The 16651-nt window shown below is 55.1% G+C and carries 10 protein-coding genes; 4 read left to right on the forward strand and 6 right to left on the reverse strand.

Features of this window, described 5'->3' with window-relative positions; all coding sequences use genetic code 11:
- Positions 1–5: 5 nt before the first annotated feature.
- The 3 genes from WN53_RS21110 to WN53_RS21120 form a co-directional block, all read right to left on the reverse strand.
- Positions 6–1106: an ATP-binding protein gene (locus WN53_RS21110; protein WP_024486431.1), complete on the reverse strand. Its 1101-nt coding sequence runs from the start codon at positions 1104–1106 to the stop codon at positions 6–8.
- A 59-nt stretch (positions 1107–1165) separates the two neighbouring features.
- Positions 1166–5041 carry a DUF4132 domain-containing protein gene (locus WN53_RS21115; RefSeq protein ID WP_046808248.1) on the reverse strand — a complete coding sequence of 1292 codons (3876 nt, stop codon included), beginning with the start codon at positions 5039–5041 and terminating at the stop codon, positions 1166–1168.
- Positions 5042–5345: 304 nt separating this feature from the next.
- Positions 5346–6683, reverse strand: a complete 1338-nt coding sequence (locus tag WN53_RS21120) for an aminotransferase-like domain-containing protein (protein ID WP_024486432.1) — start codon at positions 6681–6683, stop codon at positions 5346–5348.
- A gap of 95 nt (positions 6684–6778) precedes the next feature.
- On the opposite strand from WN53_RS21120, the gene WN53_RS21125 reads away from it, so the two are divergent.
- Entirely contained in the window at positions 6779–7657 is an 879-nt protein-coding gene (locus WN53_RS21125; protein WP_024486433.1) for a DMT family transporter, read from the forward strand.
- A 100-nt stretch (positions 7658–7757) separates the two neighbouring features.
- On the opposite strand, the gene WN53_RS21130 is transcribed toward WN53_RS21125, so the two are convergent.
- The 3 genes from WN53_RS21130 to WN53_RS21140 form a co-directional block, all read right to left on the reverse strand.
- Positions 7758–9074 carry a ferredoxin reductase family protein gene (locus WN53_RS21130; protein WP_046808249.1) on the reverse strand — a complete coding sequence of 439 codons (1317 nt, stop codon included), beginning with the start codon at positions 9072–9074 and terminating at the stop codon, positions 7758–7760.
- Positions 9075–9168: 94 nt separating this feature from the next.
- Entirely contained in the window at positions 9169–9750 is a 582-nt protein-coding gene (locus WN53_RS21135; RefSeq protein WP_046808250.1) for a flavin reductase family protein, read from the reverse strand.
- Positions 9751–9850: 100 nt separating this feature from the next.
- Positions 9851–11272, reverse strand: coding sequence for an MFS transporter (locus WN53_RS21140; protein ID WP_024486276.1), 1422 nt, complete (start codon positions 11270–11272; stop codon positions 9851–9853).
- Positions 11273–11559: 287 nt separating this feature from the next.
- On the opposite strand from WN53_RS21140, the gene WN53_RS21145 reads away from it, so the two are divergent.
- The 3 genes from WN53_RS21145 to WN53_RS21155 all read left to right on the forward strand — a co-directional run bounded on the left by WN53_RS21145 (position 11560) and on the right by WN53_RS21155 (position 16570).
- The gene (locus WN53_RS21145; RefSeq protein ID WP_046808251.1) at positions 11560–12921 is read left to right on the forward strand and encodes an MFS transporter; all 1362 of its coding nucleotides are present in this window, start codon (positions 11560–11562) and stop codon (positions 12919–12921) included.
- Between the two features lie 15 nt (positions 12922–12936).
- Positions 12937–15288: a beta-glucosidase family protein gene (locus WN53_RS21150; RefSeq protein WP_024486989.1), complete on the forward strand. Its 2352-nt coding sequence runs from the start codon at positions 12937–12939 to the stop codon at positions 15286–15288.
- 307 nt (positions 15289–15595) lie between these two features.
- On the forward strand, positions 15596–16570 hold the full coding sequence (locus WN53_RS21155; protein WP_024487053.1) for a helix-turn-helix transcriptional regulator: 975 nt from the start codon (positions 15596–15598) through the stop codon (positions 16568–16570).
- Positions 16571–16651: the final 81 nt, after the last annotated feature.

The following is a 16651-nucleotide window of genomic DNA, read 5'->3' on the forward strand; positions in this document are numbered from 1 at the left end:
CGCCTTTAAGGCAAACGGTATCTGGCTTGGTAATAGGCCCGCCAGTGGTTACCGGGCTTTTTCGCGACTTTCTGCTCAAAATAGCGCCTGAGTTTTGCCCGATCGTCCGCATTGTCTTTGACCACCGTCCCGGCGATACACTCCACCAGGTCGGCAGGCTCACCGCTGCGCTGTTCAAGAAACCATGCCCGCACTCCCACCGCATGGGCCACGTTCACCGCCTCGGCGGTCGACATCACGGCGGTTAACCGATCCATGGCGCTGTCGCCGCCTTTACCCGCTGATTTCTCACCGCCGCGCAGATCGCGGAAGGTGGTGACCAGCAGTTCCAGCACCTCAACGGGGACGGTATGAGGAATGGCGCTCTTTTCCAACAGCCGGTTGGACGCCGTAGCCACCAAATCCAGTTCCTGTTGGAAATCCATAATCGGAAATACGGTCTCAAAATCAAAGCGACGCTTCAGGGCGGCACTCATTTCATTCACGCCACGGTCACGGGTGTTGGCGGTGCCGATAATGTTGAATCCTTCCTGCGCATACAGCAGGTTATGGTCATCATTCAGCTCGGGGATGGTCATCACGCGATCGGACAACATACCTAGTAGACAGTCCTGCACTTCCAACGGCGCACGAGTGATCTCTTCAAAACGCACGATTTTGCCGTCGCGCATGCCCTGATAAAGCGGTGCTGGCACCAATGCCTTCAGCGATGGCCCTTCATTGATCAGCATGGCGTAGTTCCATGAATACTTGATCTGATCTTCGGTAATCGATGCCCCGCCCTGGATCGTTAGGCTGGAGGTGCCGGAGATGGCGGTCGCCAGCAGTTCAGACAGCATGGACTTGGCCGTGCCCGGCTCACCGACCAACATCAGGCCGCGGCCAGTCGCCAGCGTAACCAGCATCCGTTCAATCGAGGCCACGTCGGCGACAATTTTGCGCTCAATGCCTAACTTTTCGTCACCCAGAATAAAGCGCCGGGCGGCATTCAGGCTCAGTGCCCAGCCCGGCGGGCGCGGCTGATTATCCAATTCTGCCAACAGGGCAAGTTGTTCTGCGTATTGAATTTCCGCTGGTGGCCGCTGCATTTTTTGTTGTTCAGACATAGGGATGGATTCTCTTGGTAGGCGGTACGATCCCGACATGCGTCGGGATCAAGGCAAGCTTAGGCGCGCAGGGCTTCCATATCGCGGATCAGTTCGCTAATGACGATGTCATCCACAATAGTGAACGGTTTGCGCTCTTCGGTTCGCTGCCAGTAATACTGGCCGTCGTCGATCACCACCGTCTCCAGCGTCTGTTCAGGGTATTCATCGACCATGCCCACGATAATGCAGGGGTCAAACGACAGGCTAAACCCTAACCGACGATCGATAGGTTTGATAAAGTCCATGATCGCGCCGCCGTCCTGGGCATCGCCACGGCGCCAGCCTTTGTTAGCCAGCCCAAGAATACGGCCAGTGGGGACTACGGCCCCTTTCCAGCGCAGCAGCTCACGGCTTTCCCGCTCTTGTTCGGTCAGGCTGTAGGTATCGCGGCCCAACTGCACGAACGGTTGCAACAGTTCATAATCGGCAAACAGTTGGCCGAAGCCTGCCGCCTGGTGCTCAGGCAACTCCAACGCATGCGGAATACCAATGCGCACGTTATCGCCCTGCGGCAAGGTGTATTCGTCATCTTCTGCGGTGGTCAGGCTGCCGTCTTCGGCAACGCGGAAACAGTCCACCAATTTGCCGCCATGAGTAGAATCATCGTCCACCAGATACACGCCCCAAGCCAGGCGTTGCACCAAGTGGCGTACCAGAGGATGGCGCACCAAGAACAGTTCGAACAGTTCAGGGGTCCAACGGCGGCGCTGGCACATGGCAATTTCCAGGCGCACCACTTGCTGGGCGGCCACAGTGCGGGCATCTTTTTTCAGCAGCTTGAAGATGTTCACCGCTTCGTTGGCCAGTTCCTGATTATCGGTCTTTTTCGGCTTCGGCAGATCTTTCAGGCGGGTGCCATCCATATCGCGCACGAACGGTTTGAGTGTTTCATCGAAGCTGACGGTAAACTGGCGTTCGCCGAAGTCCAACCGCAGCGAGCCGTTTTCATCCAGCCCTAAATCCGGCGCTAAACGGTCTTCCAACTCCTCAATGGTTAACTCGCGGGCTTCGGCAATGGCCGCAATCTTTTCCCTTGCCCGATCCTGCAAGCCTTTAAATTTGACCTTCTGCGCGATGCCGTTCAGCAGCATCAGCGCCACGTCAGACCCGATCTGATTCAACACTTCCAGGCCGTTAACCGCCCGCTGATGCTGAGCCTCTCCCGGCCAGGCACGAATAAACGGCGTAAGCTTGCGTGCGGTGTCATCGGTACCAAACAGGCCCAGAGTCATAAATGCCCAACCCTCTTTGGACGGTGCCGCAGCAAATAACCATGCCGAGAACATATCCCAGGCAAAATCCGCCAGTGAGTCTGGATCGCAAGCCTGTTTTACCTGATGGATCCCTTCATACAGCCCTTCACTTACTGGGAAGCGCAGCATGGTTCCCAAGTGTTCCAGCGCGCTGTCCGGCAAGGCTTTTTTACTCGCTTTCAGTAACGGACGACGCCAGCCAGCGGGTTGATAAAAGTCAGGCGATTTGCTGATTTTACTCGGGAAGCGATCGAGCGGATCTTCATCCAGCATAGCGCGCAGTGCGTCGGTTACCTCTGGATTGCCGTAAGCCTCACCGGTCTGCATAATCAACGCTTCGTGCCCCTGCGTGGCCAGCATCCGTAACGCCGAGGTAGCGCAATCTTTGGCTTCCCCTTTTTTGCCTAATGCCGCAGGGATCAGGCCGATAGCGCTGTGTTGCGGATATTTACACAGCCACTGCTGGGCCTCGCTACGCAGCGTTTTCAGCTTGAGGTAGGCACGGGCAATCAGCGGGGCCAATTCGCTGGCACCCACGTGGCTCCAGACATTGGTCAGTTCTGTTGGGCGAGAGCGTACCGCGTTGATCAGGCCGGGTAGCGCCGCTTCACCAAATTTGGCCACCATATACTCCTCACCGCTGCATTGGTGAGTAGACAAACTGTTCCATAAGGCCAGTGCCATCTCATCGGGCAACAGCGAGGTAAAGCGCATACTAAAGTTTGACCAACTGGTTTGTTCAAGCTGAGCCTTCCAGGCGTCGATCAGGCCCTGGGTATCCCTGTTTCTAATGGCAATGGCTGCCGTTTCGTTCTGGCTCTTTCTGTTACCTGATTGATAAATCTGGAAACCCAGCTCATTGGCCAGCGTGTTCATATTTTTTGCGGCAGCCTGATAGCGTTTTTCTTCCCAGCCATTCAGCGCTAACCACCGTTTTTTCTCTTCATCGGTTAAATTGAGTACCGGTGCCAGCACCTGTGGCTCAAGTACCAGGACTGCCGCTTCGCGTTTTTTCTTTTTCTGTAGCCAAGGTGGGCTGACCAGCACCAGGGGTAAATCAGCCTCATCGGCTAATTCAACCGGGCCAGATACGCGGGCAATCAAATCTTGCACTTGAGTTTGCGCTGCCCCGCTCATCCAGGGCAGTAACTGGGCCACTTGTTCAGGATTGGCCAGCAGCAGATTGCTTAAGCAGGCGCTCAACATGCCGCTATCTTTGTTGTTAGAGGCCAACAGCTCGGCAAGCGCCGGGATCGATGCCAGTGGCCAGCGGTGTGCGGCGTCGATAAACCGCGCCAGAAACGCTTTACCCTGACCGGAAACCTGCGCCAGTGCGGTAATTGCTGCTGGCGTGCCAATACAGGCGAGAGCATCACCGGTAAGGGTGATTTCCGGCTGGTAGGCCAGGATTGGTACTGCGTTAACGCCGCGCTCTGCAATCAGCGTAGCGATACTAAATTCACAGTTAAGGAATGCAGCGTGGCGATAGGTAGAACGGCTCATTACGCCTAACGACTTCAGAACAGCCTCATCGGTGGCAACCAACTGTAGCCATGGCGTGACGTCACTATCCCCCTGTTGGAGCAACTCACCGGCTAACCGGTTCGCGATATCTGGGCGTTCAGGCAGTAACAAGGCAATCAACGGCTGGCGGCTAACATGCAACTGCGGCAAGCCCGCGAGCAGTTTATCCACGCAAATCTGCCATTCGGCCTCATCGGCACAAGCCAGGAACTTACGGAAATGCAGCTCAGCGCAGCTATAAGGGGACATCCACGAGCCGCTTAGCGGATCTGCGATATCTGTATTGAGGTAGTAACTGTGCTTTTGCGCATCGCTATCCCAGTTTGATTCAACACAGATCCCTTGCGCCAGTAGCAGCACATCAATCGCGTACGGCAATCCCTTTCTGGCTACTAAAAAGTCGGTAATATCCGTCTTGTTATCGCCGTAATAACGGTTGCTACCGGCATTGCATGCCAGGGCAAACAACACCGCATCTGACTCAATGGTGCCGTCCATCTGTTGATCGGCCAACCGTTGCCAGCTTGCAACATAAGTCTGGCGCAACTCCGCAGACGAGGAGTCAAAGTCAGTCTGAAAATCGTCACTTTTATAGAGGTGGTTGCGAAGCTTGATCCAGCTCTGCTTATCGTTTAGCTCCGGTTTTTCGCCCGGATGGGCTCGGTTGGCCAATGCCTGAACGCTTAAATTCTTCGGTAAGGAAATCGGTTCACCATTGGCTAACCACGGTGGTGTTTCGCCAGCAGGTTTGGCGATGTCCGAAGAGATAACGGATTGCGAGAGTATGGTGGCAGCAGAGACCGGAGGCGCACTTTCTGCCGGGGTATCGCTTATTGGCTCTACGCGGGGTTTTTCAGCTGGTTCAACCTTCGGTTTTGGCGCTGTGGCGCCAATGGTGGCGTTTTCATCAACGGCAATTTCAACGTAGCCTTTGCCGGTTTTTTCCTTCACCAGCTTGGTCATGGCAGCCGAGGCCTTGGCTTCGTTATCAAAACTCTTGGTCTGGCTTTGCCCTTGCGTACCAATCTTGCCCCAGCGCAGGTTTAAGTCACTGTCCGACTGCTCGATTTGCCAAAATTTGTTTGATTTATCATCTTTGAATTCGAAATGACGCACCGTTGTCTCCCTGGGGATCAATTATCCATAAAATAACGCGTGGGATTAAGTTATCAGATATTTAGGCTATGAATAGAGGGGCCGCATGGAATTTGGGAAAAACGCCATGCGGTCAGATGGATGACAAAGCGGCAATGCTGCAGAATTGGTAACAGGCGGACTATTCACCCCAAGCTAATTATTAACGGGCGCAGCATGCAGCGCCCCTACATACTGAGTAGGTTGACGTTTATCAGCAGTTCAAAGGCTCCCAATTTGGGACCACTTGATCAGTATGAGCACCCACTTTAGTGCTGGCAGATGGTTAAAGATAAGAGTGAAGTTGGATCACCCGGCTGACCACTTCTAATGCCTGTCGCAGGGTTGGCAGCGGCAGCGAACCCAACGCCAAACGCAGGGCATGGGGTACATGAACCGAGGTAGCAAAAGGTTCTGCAGTAGAGAGCGAAATACGCTCTTTTAGCAGGGCTGCGGCGATGCGATCCGCCCTAACCTCCTCTGGCAAGGGTAACCACAGAAAATACGAATCAGGGTGGCCAATATAGTTCAGCTCGCTCAGTGCTTCACGAGCTATTGACTGACGTAACCGGGCATCTTGGCGTTTTTCGTCTTCAAGCCGCATAACGGTGCCGTCTTCGATCCACTCACACAGGATCGCGGTCATGATCGCCGGGGTATTCCAGGTGGTTGCCCTGATGGCTCGTTCCAATGCGGGGATCCATTTTTCCGGGGCAGCCACTATGCCAACACGCAACCCGGTCGCGACATTCTTGGAAAAACCGGAAATATATACCGTGTATTCAGGGGCGAGAGTTGCTAACGGCAGTGGCGGTTGCTCTGCCAGATAGGCGTACGCGGCATCCTCGATGATTAGCAGCCCATGTTCGCGAGCCAGCGCCACCAACTGGTGCCTCTGTGGCTCGCTCATCACCCAGCCAAGCGGATTATGCAGCGTTGGCATGCAGTAAACGGCTCGCACCGGGCGGCGCTGGCATAGCCGTTCAAGTTCCGCCAAATCAGGGCCATCGCTCAACGCGGGAATGGCGACCAACTCAAGATGGTAGCTCTCGGCCAGGATTTTAAAACCCGGATAGGTCAAGGCATCAACCGCGACCACGTCGCCCGGTTGCAACAGCCCCATCACGGTGATGGCTAACCCTTGTTGAGCGCCATTTACCAGCAAAACGTTCTCTGCCGCCAGCTTTAAGCCACGGTGGTTCAGATGTCTGGCTACGACCGCCCGCTCGTGTGGCCGACCTGCATGGGGTTGATAGCGTAGCAATGCGTCCAGATCGCCGGAGGAAGCCAACTGACGTAAAGCAGCCCTCAGCAGTTCGCTTTGTGACGACAGCGTTGGGTAATTGAAGTTCAGATCGAGCATGTCCGTGGCGACGGCTTGCTGATCGATGCCCAAACCCGGCGGCAACGAAATCTCCCGGACAAAGGTCCCCCGGCCCGCTTCCCCGCTGACTAACCCCATCGCTTCAAGTTCCGCATACACCCGTGAGGCAGTGACCAACGACATGCGTTCCTGGGCGGCAAGCTGGCGATGAGTGGGTAAACGTGTCCCTGGCGTAAGACGCCCTGCGCGAATATCAGCGGCAAAACTATCGACCAGCGATTTGTAACGGGCTCGTGCCATAGCAACTTGTATCCATGACAATTTTTTGATTGTCATGATTTTGCGGCATAACATGCCGATCCACAATCCTCCAGCGTCGAAAATAAGGGTGTCCCATGCAGGTGAAGATCGAGCAAAATAGCGCCAGCGGCTGGCTCAATGGCTTTTTGGGCATGGTGATCTTCAGTGGTTCACTCCCCGCCACCAGAGTCGCCGTGCTCAGTTTTGATCCTCTATTTCTTACAGTCGCTCGTGCTTCTATCGCGGGTCTGTTCGCGTTCCTGCTGTTAGGGCTGTTTAAACAACAGCGGCCACGAGGCGATCAGGTATTCTCCCTGATGATCGTTGCATTAGGCGTGGTGGTGGGCTTCCCACTGTTGACCGCGTTGGCGTTGCAGCATGTGACTTCGGCCCATTCCATCGTCTTTCTCGGCCTGCTGCCCTTGGCCACCGCGATATTTGGCGTGCTACGGGGTGGTGAGCGCCCTCGTCCCGCTTTCTGGTTCTTTTCCATTATCGGCAGCCTGTTGGTGATGAGTTTTGCGTTTGCTCAGGGAGTCTCCGCTTCGCTGACCGGGGATTCCTTAATGCTGGCTGCGGTGGTGGTTTGCGGGTTGGGCTATGCCGAAGGGGCTAAACTGTCGCGTGAGCTGGGAGGCTGGCAGGTGATCTGTTGGGCTTTGCTGTTGGCATTACCCGTGATGCTGGCGACCTCACTGCTGCTGATACCCTCATCCTTGGAGGCTATTCCCCTGCCAGCCTGGATAAGTCTGGCCTACGTTTCGCTGTTCAGCATGCTGATCGGGTTTATCTTTTGGTACCGGGGCCTAGCCCAGGGCGGTATTGCCAGCGTCGGCCAACTGCAATTGCTGCAGCCCTTTTTTGGCCTGGCGCTGGCAGCAGGCTTACTGCATGAACCCGTCAGCCTGCTGATGTTGGCCACCACGTTGGGGATTATCCTCTGCGTGGCGGGATCGCGCCGATTCGCCGGTTAACTGACCCGCAAATAAGCAAACAGCAGGGCTAGCAGGATCACAACGACGATGGTGGCAATGGCCAGGCGATCGGCAAACAGACGGCGCATCGGCTCTCTCCTCAGGCAAAGTTATAACGCTCGCAATGGTAGCGCGACATCGGCACGTGCAATTCGGCCAACGTCTGCTCTATGACGTCCATCATGACGTTCGGACCACAAATAAAGTACTCATGTTCGGCATAACCGGGTGGCAGATGGCGTTTAAACAGTTCCGCAGTGATAAAGCCCCGCTCACCAGGCCAGTCCTCTGGGGGCTGTGTCAACACATGGACAACTTTCAGGTTCACTCTTTGTTCCAAGGCGGCCAGTTCCTCACGAAAGGTGACCGACTCCCAGTCTTTGCTGCCATAAATCAGCATCAAAGGCTGGCGATCGCCACGATCGGCCAGCGTGCGGATCATGCTTATCATCGGCGTAATGCCCACACCGCCAGCAATCAGCACGCGCAGATCGGCCTGTTTGCCCAGCGTGAACGCGCCATAGGGGCCGTCAAGATAGACGCGTTGCCCAACCTGCAATGTAGCAATAGTGCTGGTGAAATCACCCAGATTACGAATGGACATCTCGACCTGTCCATCCGCAACTTCGGCACTGGAGGAAAATGAGAACGGGTGACCCGTAAGGCTGAATGGGCTACCCCAGACGGTCAGCCAACCAAACTGACCGGGTGAAAAGCGAAAGCCTGGATGCCCTTCTGGCTGCATCAGCAACGTGGTGGTGTCTCCCCGTTCTTGGCGGACTGCCGCAATCCGATAAGGCTTGCGTAGCATAAACAGGGGTTTGATGATCCGCACATACAGCAACAAGGCGAGCCAAAAAGCGATCAGCGCAATCCACAACCCACGTTTCCAAGGATCATCCAGATAGAAACTCCAGCCAATCATATGCAGGATCCCTGCCCCGAGCGCGATCAGCGCCAGGATGATATGAGTAAGATGCCAGGTTTCGTAACGGATATTCAATTGCACGCGCCAAAGCGCGGTGACCACCAACGCAATCAGCGAATAGGTTGATAGCGCGGCAAAACGGGCGCGCCAAGGGGCTTCAATAAAGTTGAGTAATGCCAGCAGTTCGGGGCGGACGACAAACAAGATAATCGGGTGGGCAATCACCAGCCCTACGGCGATCAGCGAGATACGACGGTGAAAATGGTAGATAACATCTTCGCCCAATGGTTCGGTGACATAGCGGAAACGAGCGGTCAGACCGAACTGCAACCCCATGATTGCCAGCCCGGCATAACCTAAGGCAACTGAGAACTCGGTCCAGAAATCCCTCGCGGGCGGCATAGCACCCAGTAATAGAGCAAACAGCGGAGCAACAATGAAAAACAAATAAATCAGCAGCCAGCCAGCACTGCGCATTGTGTAATTCATGGCTATACCCCGTGCCGAACGCCTTGATCTCAGTATAATTCAGCATCAGCTATTTGCTGTCTTATGGCGAAAGGTTACCACCTCGCACCAGGGTTTAACTCCCCGTTTTCGCTTTCAGCGATTCACCGATGGCGTAGAACTGTCCACCGGCAACGTAGTGCAAACTGCGCAGCGCAGGTTCGGCTGAGTCAAAATGCCAGTGGCCATCTTTAAATACCCGCGTATCGGACCAGGCACCGGTCACTTCGCCAATAAACAGATCGTGGGCCTGCTGATTATGGGGCTCCGGGATCAGCCTACACGCCATCCAGGCGGAGCATCCGGCCACAAAAGGCAGTGGCCGATCGTCAAAACTAAACAACTCGACGCCACAGTTTGCCAGTTTGTCGGGTTCGGTATGCAGGCTGCGGTTACCGACCTCATAGGTCAGCTGTAGCTGAGCCGCAGTCGGTACCTGGATCACAAAGCACCCACTCTGCTCGATCAGCTCACGGGTTTTGGTCATCTTATCCAGCACTACCGTCAGTTTCGGCGGCGAGAAGTCCAGCGCACAGGCCCAGGCGGCGGCCATCACGTCATTGACACCGTCATGACTGGCGGATACCAGCACCGTTGGGCCGTGATTAAGCAAGCGATAGGCTTTTTCCAAGGCCACGGTGGCAATAGGTTGGTTCATCATTTATCCCTTAAAGTTAGGCTGGGCCAGATACATCATCGTAGCGCGGCCGCGAACCATTGTGAAAGAGATGTCGGTGGCAGCCGCATCTGTGACAACGTCACTCTTGTGTGGCTGGTTGCTCCCTGCGATAAAACTGACTCCACAGCGCCATCAACAACCCCAGCCCCGCTAAAACGGCGGCCACCAGATAGGTCAGTTGTAAACCTGCCGCGCTCCCTAACCGTATATCGCTGGCTGCCGAGGCCAAAGCGAATATCCCCCCCATAGCGGAGGCCCCGATGATAAAACCAAGGTTGCGAGCCAGATTTAACAGACCAGAAGCCACCCCACGCCGCTCAATGCCAACCTGTTTGATCACCGCCGTGTTGTTGGCCGCCTGGAACAAGGCATAGCCTGCGGTGATCAGGCATATCGGCAAGATATAGCCCAAAACGCCCTGCGTAGGTGACATCATCGATAAGGTTAATGCTCCCTGGCAAACTCCCAGTAATCCCAGGCTAATCATCTGCGCTGCCCCGAAGCGGTCGACCAGATATCCCGATGGCACACCCGCCAATGCGGCAATCAGCGGCCCAGCGGACATTGCCAAGCCAACCTGCTGTGGCGCTAATCCTAGCCCATGAGCAAGATAGAACGGCCCTACTACGAAGGACGTCATGATCACCGTACTCACCAACATATTGGTTAGCAGGCCGCTGCTCAGGATTGGCTGACGCAATAGGGTAAGTTGGACCAGCGGGCTCGCCACTTTTCTCTCAACCCAGACGAACGCGCTGGCCGCAACGGCTGTTCCCAGCAGCAGCAGGCTATTGAGTGAGCCAAAATGACCTTGCCCCAACGTCATGGCCAGCGAAAATAGCGCCAGCGTCAAACCGAGTAAGGCCATTCCGACGAAATCAAAACTCCCCTGTTTCGTTACCTGCTGCGGATCGGTTTGCGGGAGATAGCGATAAACGCAAAACAGCGCGACGCCCCCCAGCGGCAGGTTGATCAGGAAAATTGACTGCCAGCCAAACCCGGCAATCAAGACGCCACCCAGCGTAGGGCCAAGCGCGGTCCCCACTGCGGATAAGGTGCCGAGCAGCCCCATCGCCCGTCCGACCTTATCCTTGCTGATGGTTTCGCCAACTAGCGCCAGAGTGATGGCCATCATCACTGCGCCCCCTAGCCCTTGCGCAGCACGGGCCGCAATCAGCCACCAGATGGTAGGAGCGACAGCACAACCCAGTGAGGCGAGCATAAACAGGCCGAGACCGGCCAGTAACAGCGTGCGACGGCTGATGATATCCCCCAACCGTCCGACGCCCACAATTAGCGTGGTGATTGCCAGCAGATAAGCGATCACCACCCATTGCACATCTTGAAACGAAGCGCCGAACACCTGCGCTAATGTAGGTAGACTGACGTTGGTGATGCTGCTGCCCAGAGAGGAGAGCAGCGTTGGCAAGGCCAGGCTGATTAGCCCGCCACGCAGGGCCGATTGGGGTGTGGGCAAGACATTGGGTACGGAGGATTTCATGGTTGGCTGATTCCTGAATTAACTTGTCAGTCAGCGTATGGCAAACCATGACATGGCGGAAGACGCAGGGCATGCAGTTTATAAGTGCATCAAACGCCATATGTCAGAATCGGGCGCAGCATGCAGCGCCCCTACGGTCGAATCTAGCAATACCTGTGAGCCTTCTCACAACTCCGCGACAAAGCCGGGGGCGAGCAAAAAATAGGAACTGTATAAACAACCGCTGGCAAGCCACCCTTGGCGCTCTCGGTATACTCAAGGCGAATCAACCTGAGTGAGTAAGTAAAATGAAAACAACAGAAATCGTCTCAGACAGTTATGTGAAGGTCGGCGTACGGGAAAAGATTGGCTATGGCTTCGGCGATCTGGCCTCCAACCTGTCGTTTGGTTTTGTCTCCCTGTTCTTACTGTTTTTTTATACCAATATTTACGGCATCAGCGCGGTACAGGCGAGCCTGATTTTTGTGATCGCCCGGGTGCTGGATGCCGTGTTTAATATCTTTGTCGGTTACTTTATCGATAAAACCCAAACCCGGCACGGCAAGCTGCGCCCTTACCTGCTGTACGGCGCGGTGCCATTGGGGATCTTGACGGTCTTGTGTTTCAGCACCTTCGACAGTGACTATAAATTTTATTACGCGCTGATCACCTACACCCTCTATTGCCTGGCCTACACGGCGGTCAACACGCCCTATTCAGCCATGACCAATATGCTGACCCAGCACGAAGGCTCGCGGGCTTCGCTGTCGGTTTACCGCTTTGTGTTGGCCATCGTCGGTTACCTGATTGTCTCGACCACTGCCGACGTGCTGATTTCACAGTTCACCGATCAGAAGATGGGCTATGTGTTTGCCGTCAGCTGCTTTAGCCTGTTGGCCACCTTCTTCTTCCTGGCCTGCTTTGGCATGACCAAAGAGCGAGTGAAAAGCCTGCCAGATCAAAAGGCCCCCACGCTAAAAGAGATGATCACCGCCGTTTCCGGCAACCTGCCGTTAATCCATCTTTCCCTGTTCACGGTGTTTTTCTATATCGCCTATACGGTATGGATGGCTATTGCGATCTACTTCATCAAATACACCCTGGGGGATGAAAGCTTTACCGCCAAGTTCTTCATGATCCAATCTGCGGCCTATGTGGCGGGTACGGTGATCTCAGAAAAGATCATCAGCCTGATGGGCAAAAAGAAAATGGTCCTGTTGGGGCTGCTGATCGGGATTGTCGGCTTACTGTTCCAATACTTCCTGGCGGGAGATAACGCCTACCTGATTATGACCGGCGTGTGCCTGTACAGCATTACCCTGGGGATGGGCTTTGTCGCGATGTGGTCGATGATTGCCGATACCGTTGAGTATGCCGAATGGAAACACGGCGTACGTACCGAAGGGGCCATTTACGGCTTCTTTAATTTCATCACCAAAATTGCCATGGCGATTGGCGGCGGCTGTGCTGGCCTGATGCTCGATTACTTTGACTATTCGTCCGAGCATATCAGCGCCAATGCGCTCAACGGCATCAATATGATGATGACGCTGTTCCCTGGCCTGATGTTTGCCCTGGGGATGCTGTTTATCTTCTTCTACAAGCTGGATGAGCACACCTACCGAAATATCATCAAAGACATTGAATTGCGCAAAGCTAGCGCGCAGTAACCAGCAGGTATCAATATGAAAAAAGATTTCCACGCCATCATTGCCACCATGACTGCCGAAGAGAAAGTGGCGTTACTCAGCGGTAGCGGTTTGTGGCGCACGGCCAGCTTCCCGCAGCATGGTATTAGCGACATTGTGATGACGGATGGCACCTACGGCGTCCGTTACAGCACCAGCCAGATCGAACAGGGGGAAAATTGGCACATTAGCGATTTTCTGGCCGTGATTGGCCAAAGCGCAGGCGAGGTGGAGCAGGAAGAACAAAAAGGCGGCTCTGAGGCGCTGTTCAGCAAATCCAAACCGGCCACCTGCTTCCCGAATGGTTCCACCCTGGCCTGTAGCTGGGACGTAGATCTGGTGTATCAAATGGGCGAGGCGTTGGCCAAAGAGTGCCAGGAGTTGGGCGTCGGCATTCTGCTTGGGCCAGGGATCAATATTCGCCGCACGCCTTTGGCAGGCCGTGGTTATGAATATTACTCGGAAGATCCGGTAGTCAGCGGTGACGTGGCCGCAGCCTTGATCAACGGGCTGCAGGACGGTGGCGTGGGGGCCAGCCTGAAGCACTTTGCCGCCAACAATTCAGAATACCGCCGCACCGAGATGGACTCGGTGGTGGAAGAACGGGCGCTGCGCGAGATTTACCTCTCGGGATTCAAGCGAGCGATCGACAAATCCAACCCCTGGACGGTGATGTCGTCCTATAACCGGCTCAATGGGGTGCAAACGTCGCAACACCACTGGCTGCTGACCGAAGTGCTGCGCAATGAGTGGCGCTATGATGGGCTGGTGATGTCCGACTGGTACGGCATCAAAGACCGCCCCGCTTCCTTGCTGGCGGGTAACGATCTGGCCATGCCGGAAACCCAGCGTGATAAACAGGAGCTGTTGCAGGCGATCGAACGCGGAGAGATCCCTTCAGAGGTTCTCGATACTGCCTGCTTGCGGATGTTAACCCTGATCGACAAGGTGCAGCGCCACCGCAAGCCAGGGACCAAGGCCAATTACCCGCAACATCACCGGTTAGCACAGCAACTGGCCGCCGAATCGATAGTGTTATTGAAAAACGAAGGTAATATCCTGCCGCTGCAAGCCGGCAAGAAAACCACCATCGCCGTATTGGGCAAACCGGCGCAGGAGCCGGTGATCCAGGGCTCAGGTTGTGCTACCACCGTACCTTACATGCTCGATCGTCCGCTGGACGAAATTTTCGAGGTGGCCGGTAACGACTTCCAGATCGATTATGCCATCGGCACCCCGGATGATAATCACGTAGATCCGCAAGCGCAGGCACATGCGGTTGAGCTAGCCAGCAAGGCAGACGTTGCCGTGGTGTTCGTCAGCACCGCCATTGGCGAAGATGGCGAAAATGGCGATCGCCGGGATTTGAATATCTTGCCTAGCCATGAAGCGCTGATCCGCGCGGTAGCCAAACGACAGCCCAATGTGGTGGTGGTGTTGGCTAACAGCGATGCGGTGGTGATGCCTTGGCTATCAGACTGCAAAGCCCTGCTGGAGACCTTCTTTGCGGGCCAAGGTATGGGCCGCGCGGTGGCGGATATTCTGTTTGGCCGGGCCAACCCCTGTGGCAAGCTGACGGTAACGGTGCCCAACACTCTGGAAGAAACTCCGGCCTGGCTCGATTACCCAGGGGAAAACCTGCGCCATCACTACAGCGAAGGATTGTATGTAGGTTATCGCTACTACGACCGACGTAAGTTGACGCCGCAGTTCCCATTCGGTTTTGGCCTGAGCTATAGCCAGTTTAGCTATGCCAAGCTGGCGACTTCGGTCACTGAACTTGAGGAGGGGCAACCCTTAACCGTCAGCGTTGAGGTGACCAACCGTGGCGATCGGGCCGGTAAAGAGATCGTACAGCTTTACCTGACTGCACCACGGGGAGATCTGGCACGTGAAGTGCTGGCGTTGAAAGCCTTCGCCAAAGTGCACCTTGAGGCGGGTGAAAGCAAAACGGTGACCATGACGCTGGAATGGCAGGATTTTGCCTGTTTCCACCCAGGCATGGCCGATTGGGTGGTCGATCCTGGCGAGTATCAGCTTCACGTGGCGCGTTCTTCGCGGGATATCGCGCTGAGCACGGTGGTCAAGCTGTGCGCCACGCCCTATTATTTACCGCTAAAGGCGGACAATTCGCTGCAGCAGTTGATCGCTACCCCACCGGCTTTTGACCGAGTGGTGAAGCTATTGGTCAGCAAAAACGGCTTGCCGGAGGCGCTGATGCGCGAAAAGCTCATCGCGATTGCTCCAGATCTGTTCTGCGGCCTGTTTATCGCCCTGACGGAGTTCTTGGCTATTGATATTACTCAGCAGGAGTTAGAGGCTGCATTGGCGGAACCTGCCACCGTGTGACCCCTCACCCCAACCCTCTCCCACAGGGAGAGGGAGCTGGTACGGTGATGTGAATAAGTACGTAATTCAATTTATGGCATTTTAAATTTAGGCACAGGTATAAAGTTGTAGCACGGACAGTCCCCTTTTCTTAGGGAGCGGTATGGCGATGTAGTTAGGCCAGATTGTCGCATTCACCTGAGATCAGATTGATGCTGAGCTTACAGGTGGAACGGGCTGTCCCCTCTCCTTGGGGAGAGGGTTAGGGTGAGGGAGAAAGATCCCACACCCGTATTTTCATCACCAACCTCTGGGGATAAATAAGCCGATGTTTCCTTTCTCTGTTACGCGACAACTCAAGCCGCAATCCCATCGGCAGGCGCAAGCAGCGATCCATGAAGGCAGCGGCTATGAGCTGATCTCGTTTGACGCCGAAAAGCTCAACGTCTTCGCCGCCGAGGTTTACTACTGCGAGCCCCATTGGCACTCGGCCCCTGAGCTGATCTGCATCTTGTCCGGCGAATTTTCCGTGACACTAGGCCATGCCACCTCGGTGGCCAGCGCGGGCAGCATGCTGTATATCAACCCGGAAGAAATTCATTCCCTTGAAGCTCGCGCCCCAAACAGCCAACTGCTGACCATCCAGTTTTCCCCCCATCTGTTTGATGAAACCCATCCGGCCCCGCTGATGTTTAATCAGCGCGATCGCGCAGCAGAGCAGCAGATTAGCAACGCCGTGATCGCCCTGCTCGATAACCTGGTCACCGCACAACCTTCGTTTACCCGCATAGCCCTGGTTTATCACCTGTTGGGCACGCTTGCCGCCGCTGCGCCAAACCAGGCCGACCAACAGCAGGTTAGCGTCCGGAAAAAAGACCAACAGTTGGTCAAATACGGCATTGAGTTTATCAACCAGCATTTTGACGATGAGCTCAACCTGGCCACCATTGCCGAGCACGCTGGCGTCAGCTACCACCACTTTTCCCGTATCTTCAAAAAGATCAGCGGCTACAACTTTAAAGAATATCTGACCATGATCAGAATTAATAAGGCCAAACTGCTGCTGAAAGATACCAACATCCCGATCACCGACATCAGCTACACCTGCGGTTTCAGCGGCCACAAACAGCTGATCTTTGCCTTTAACAAATATTGCCGCATGACGCCAACCGAGTTCCGGAAAAGCTACGTCACCGCCATCAATTCGGCGGCCGAGCTGCAGATCATGACCGATTTCCGCTGTCTGCCACTGGATCGGCAGATCGTTGCACGTTTACAGAGCTTCAACGCTGACCCGCAATAGTGAAAATAATCATTACCCTATGCCGCCCATGGCTATACTTACCGCAGTAGCTACCGCAGGTATCGCCGTTGCCTGAACTCT

Origin of the sequence: Serratia fonticola, from assembly GCF_001006005.1 — a bacterium.
Taxonomy (GTDB): domain Bacteria; phylum Pseudomonadota; class Gammaproteobacteria; order Enterobacterales; family Enterobacteriaceae; genus Chania; species Chania fonticola.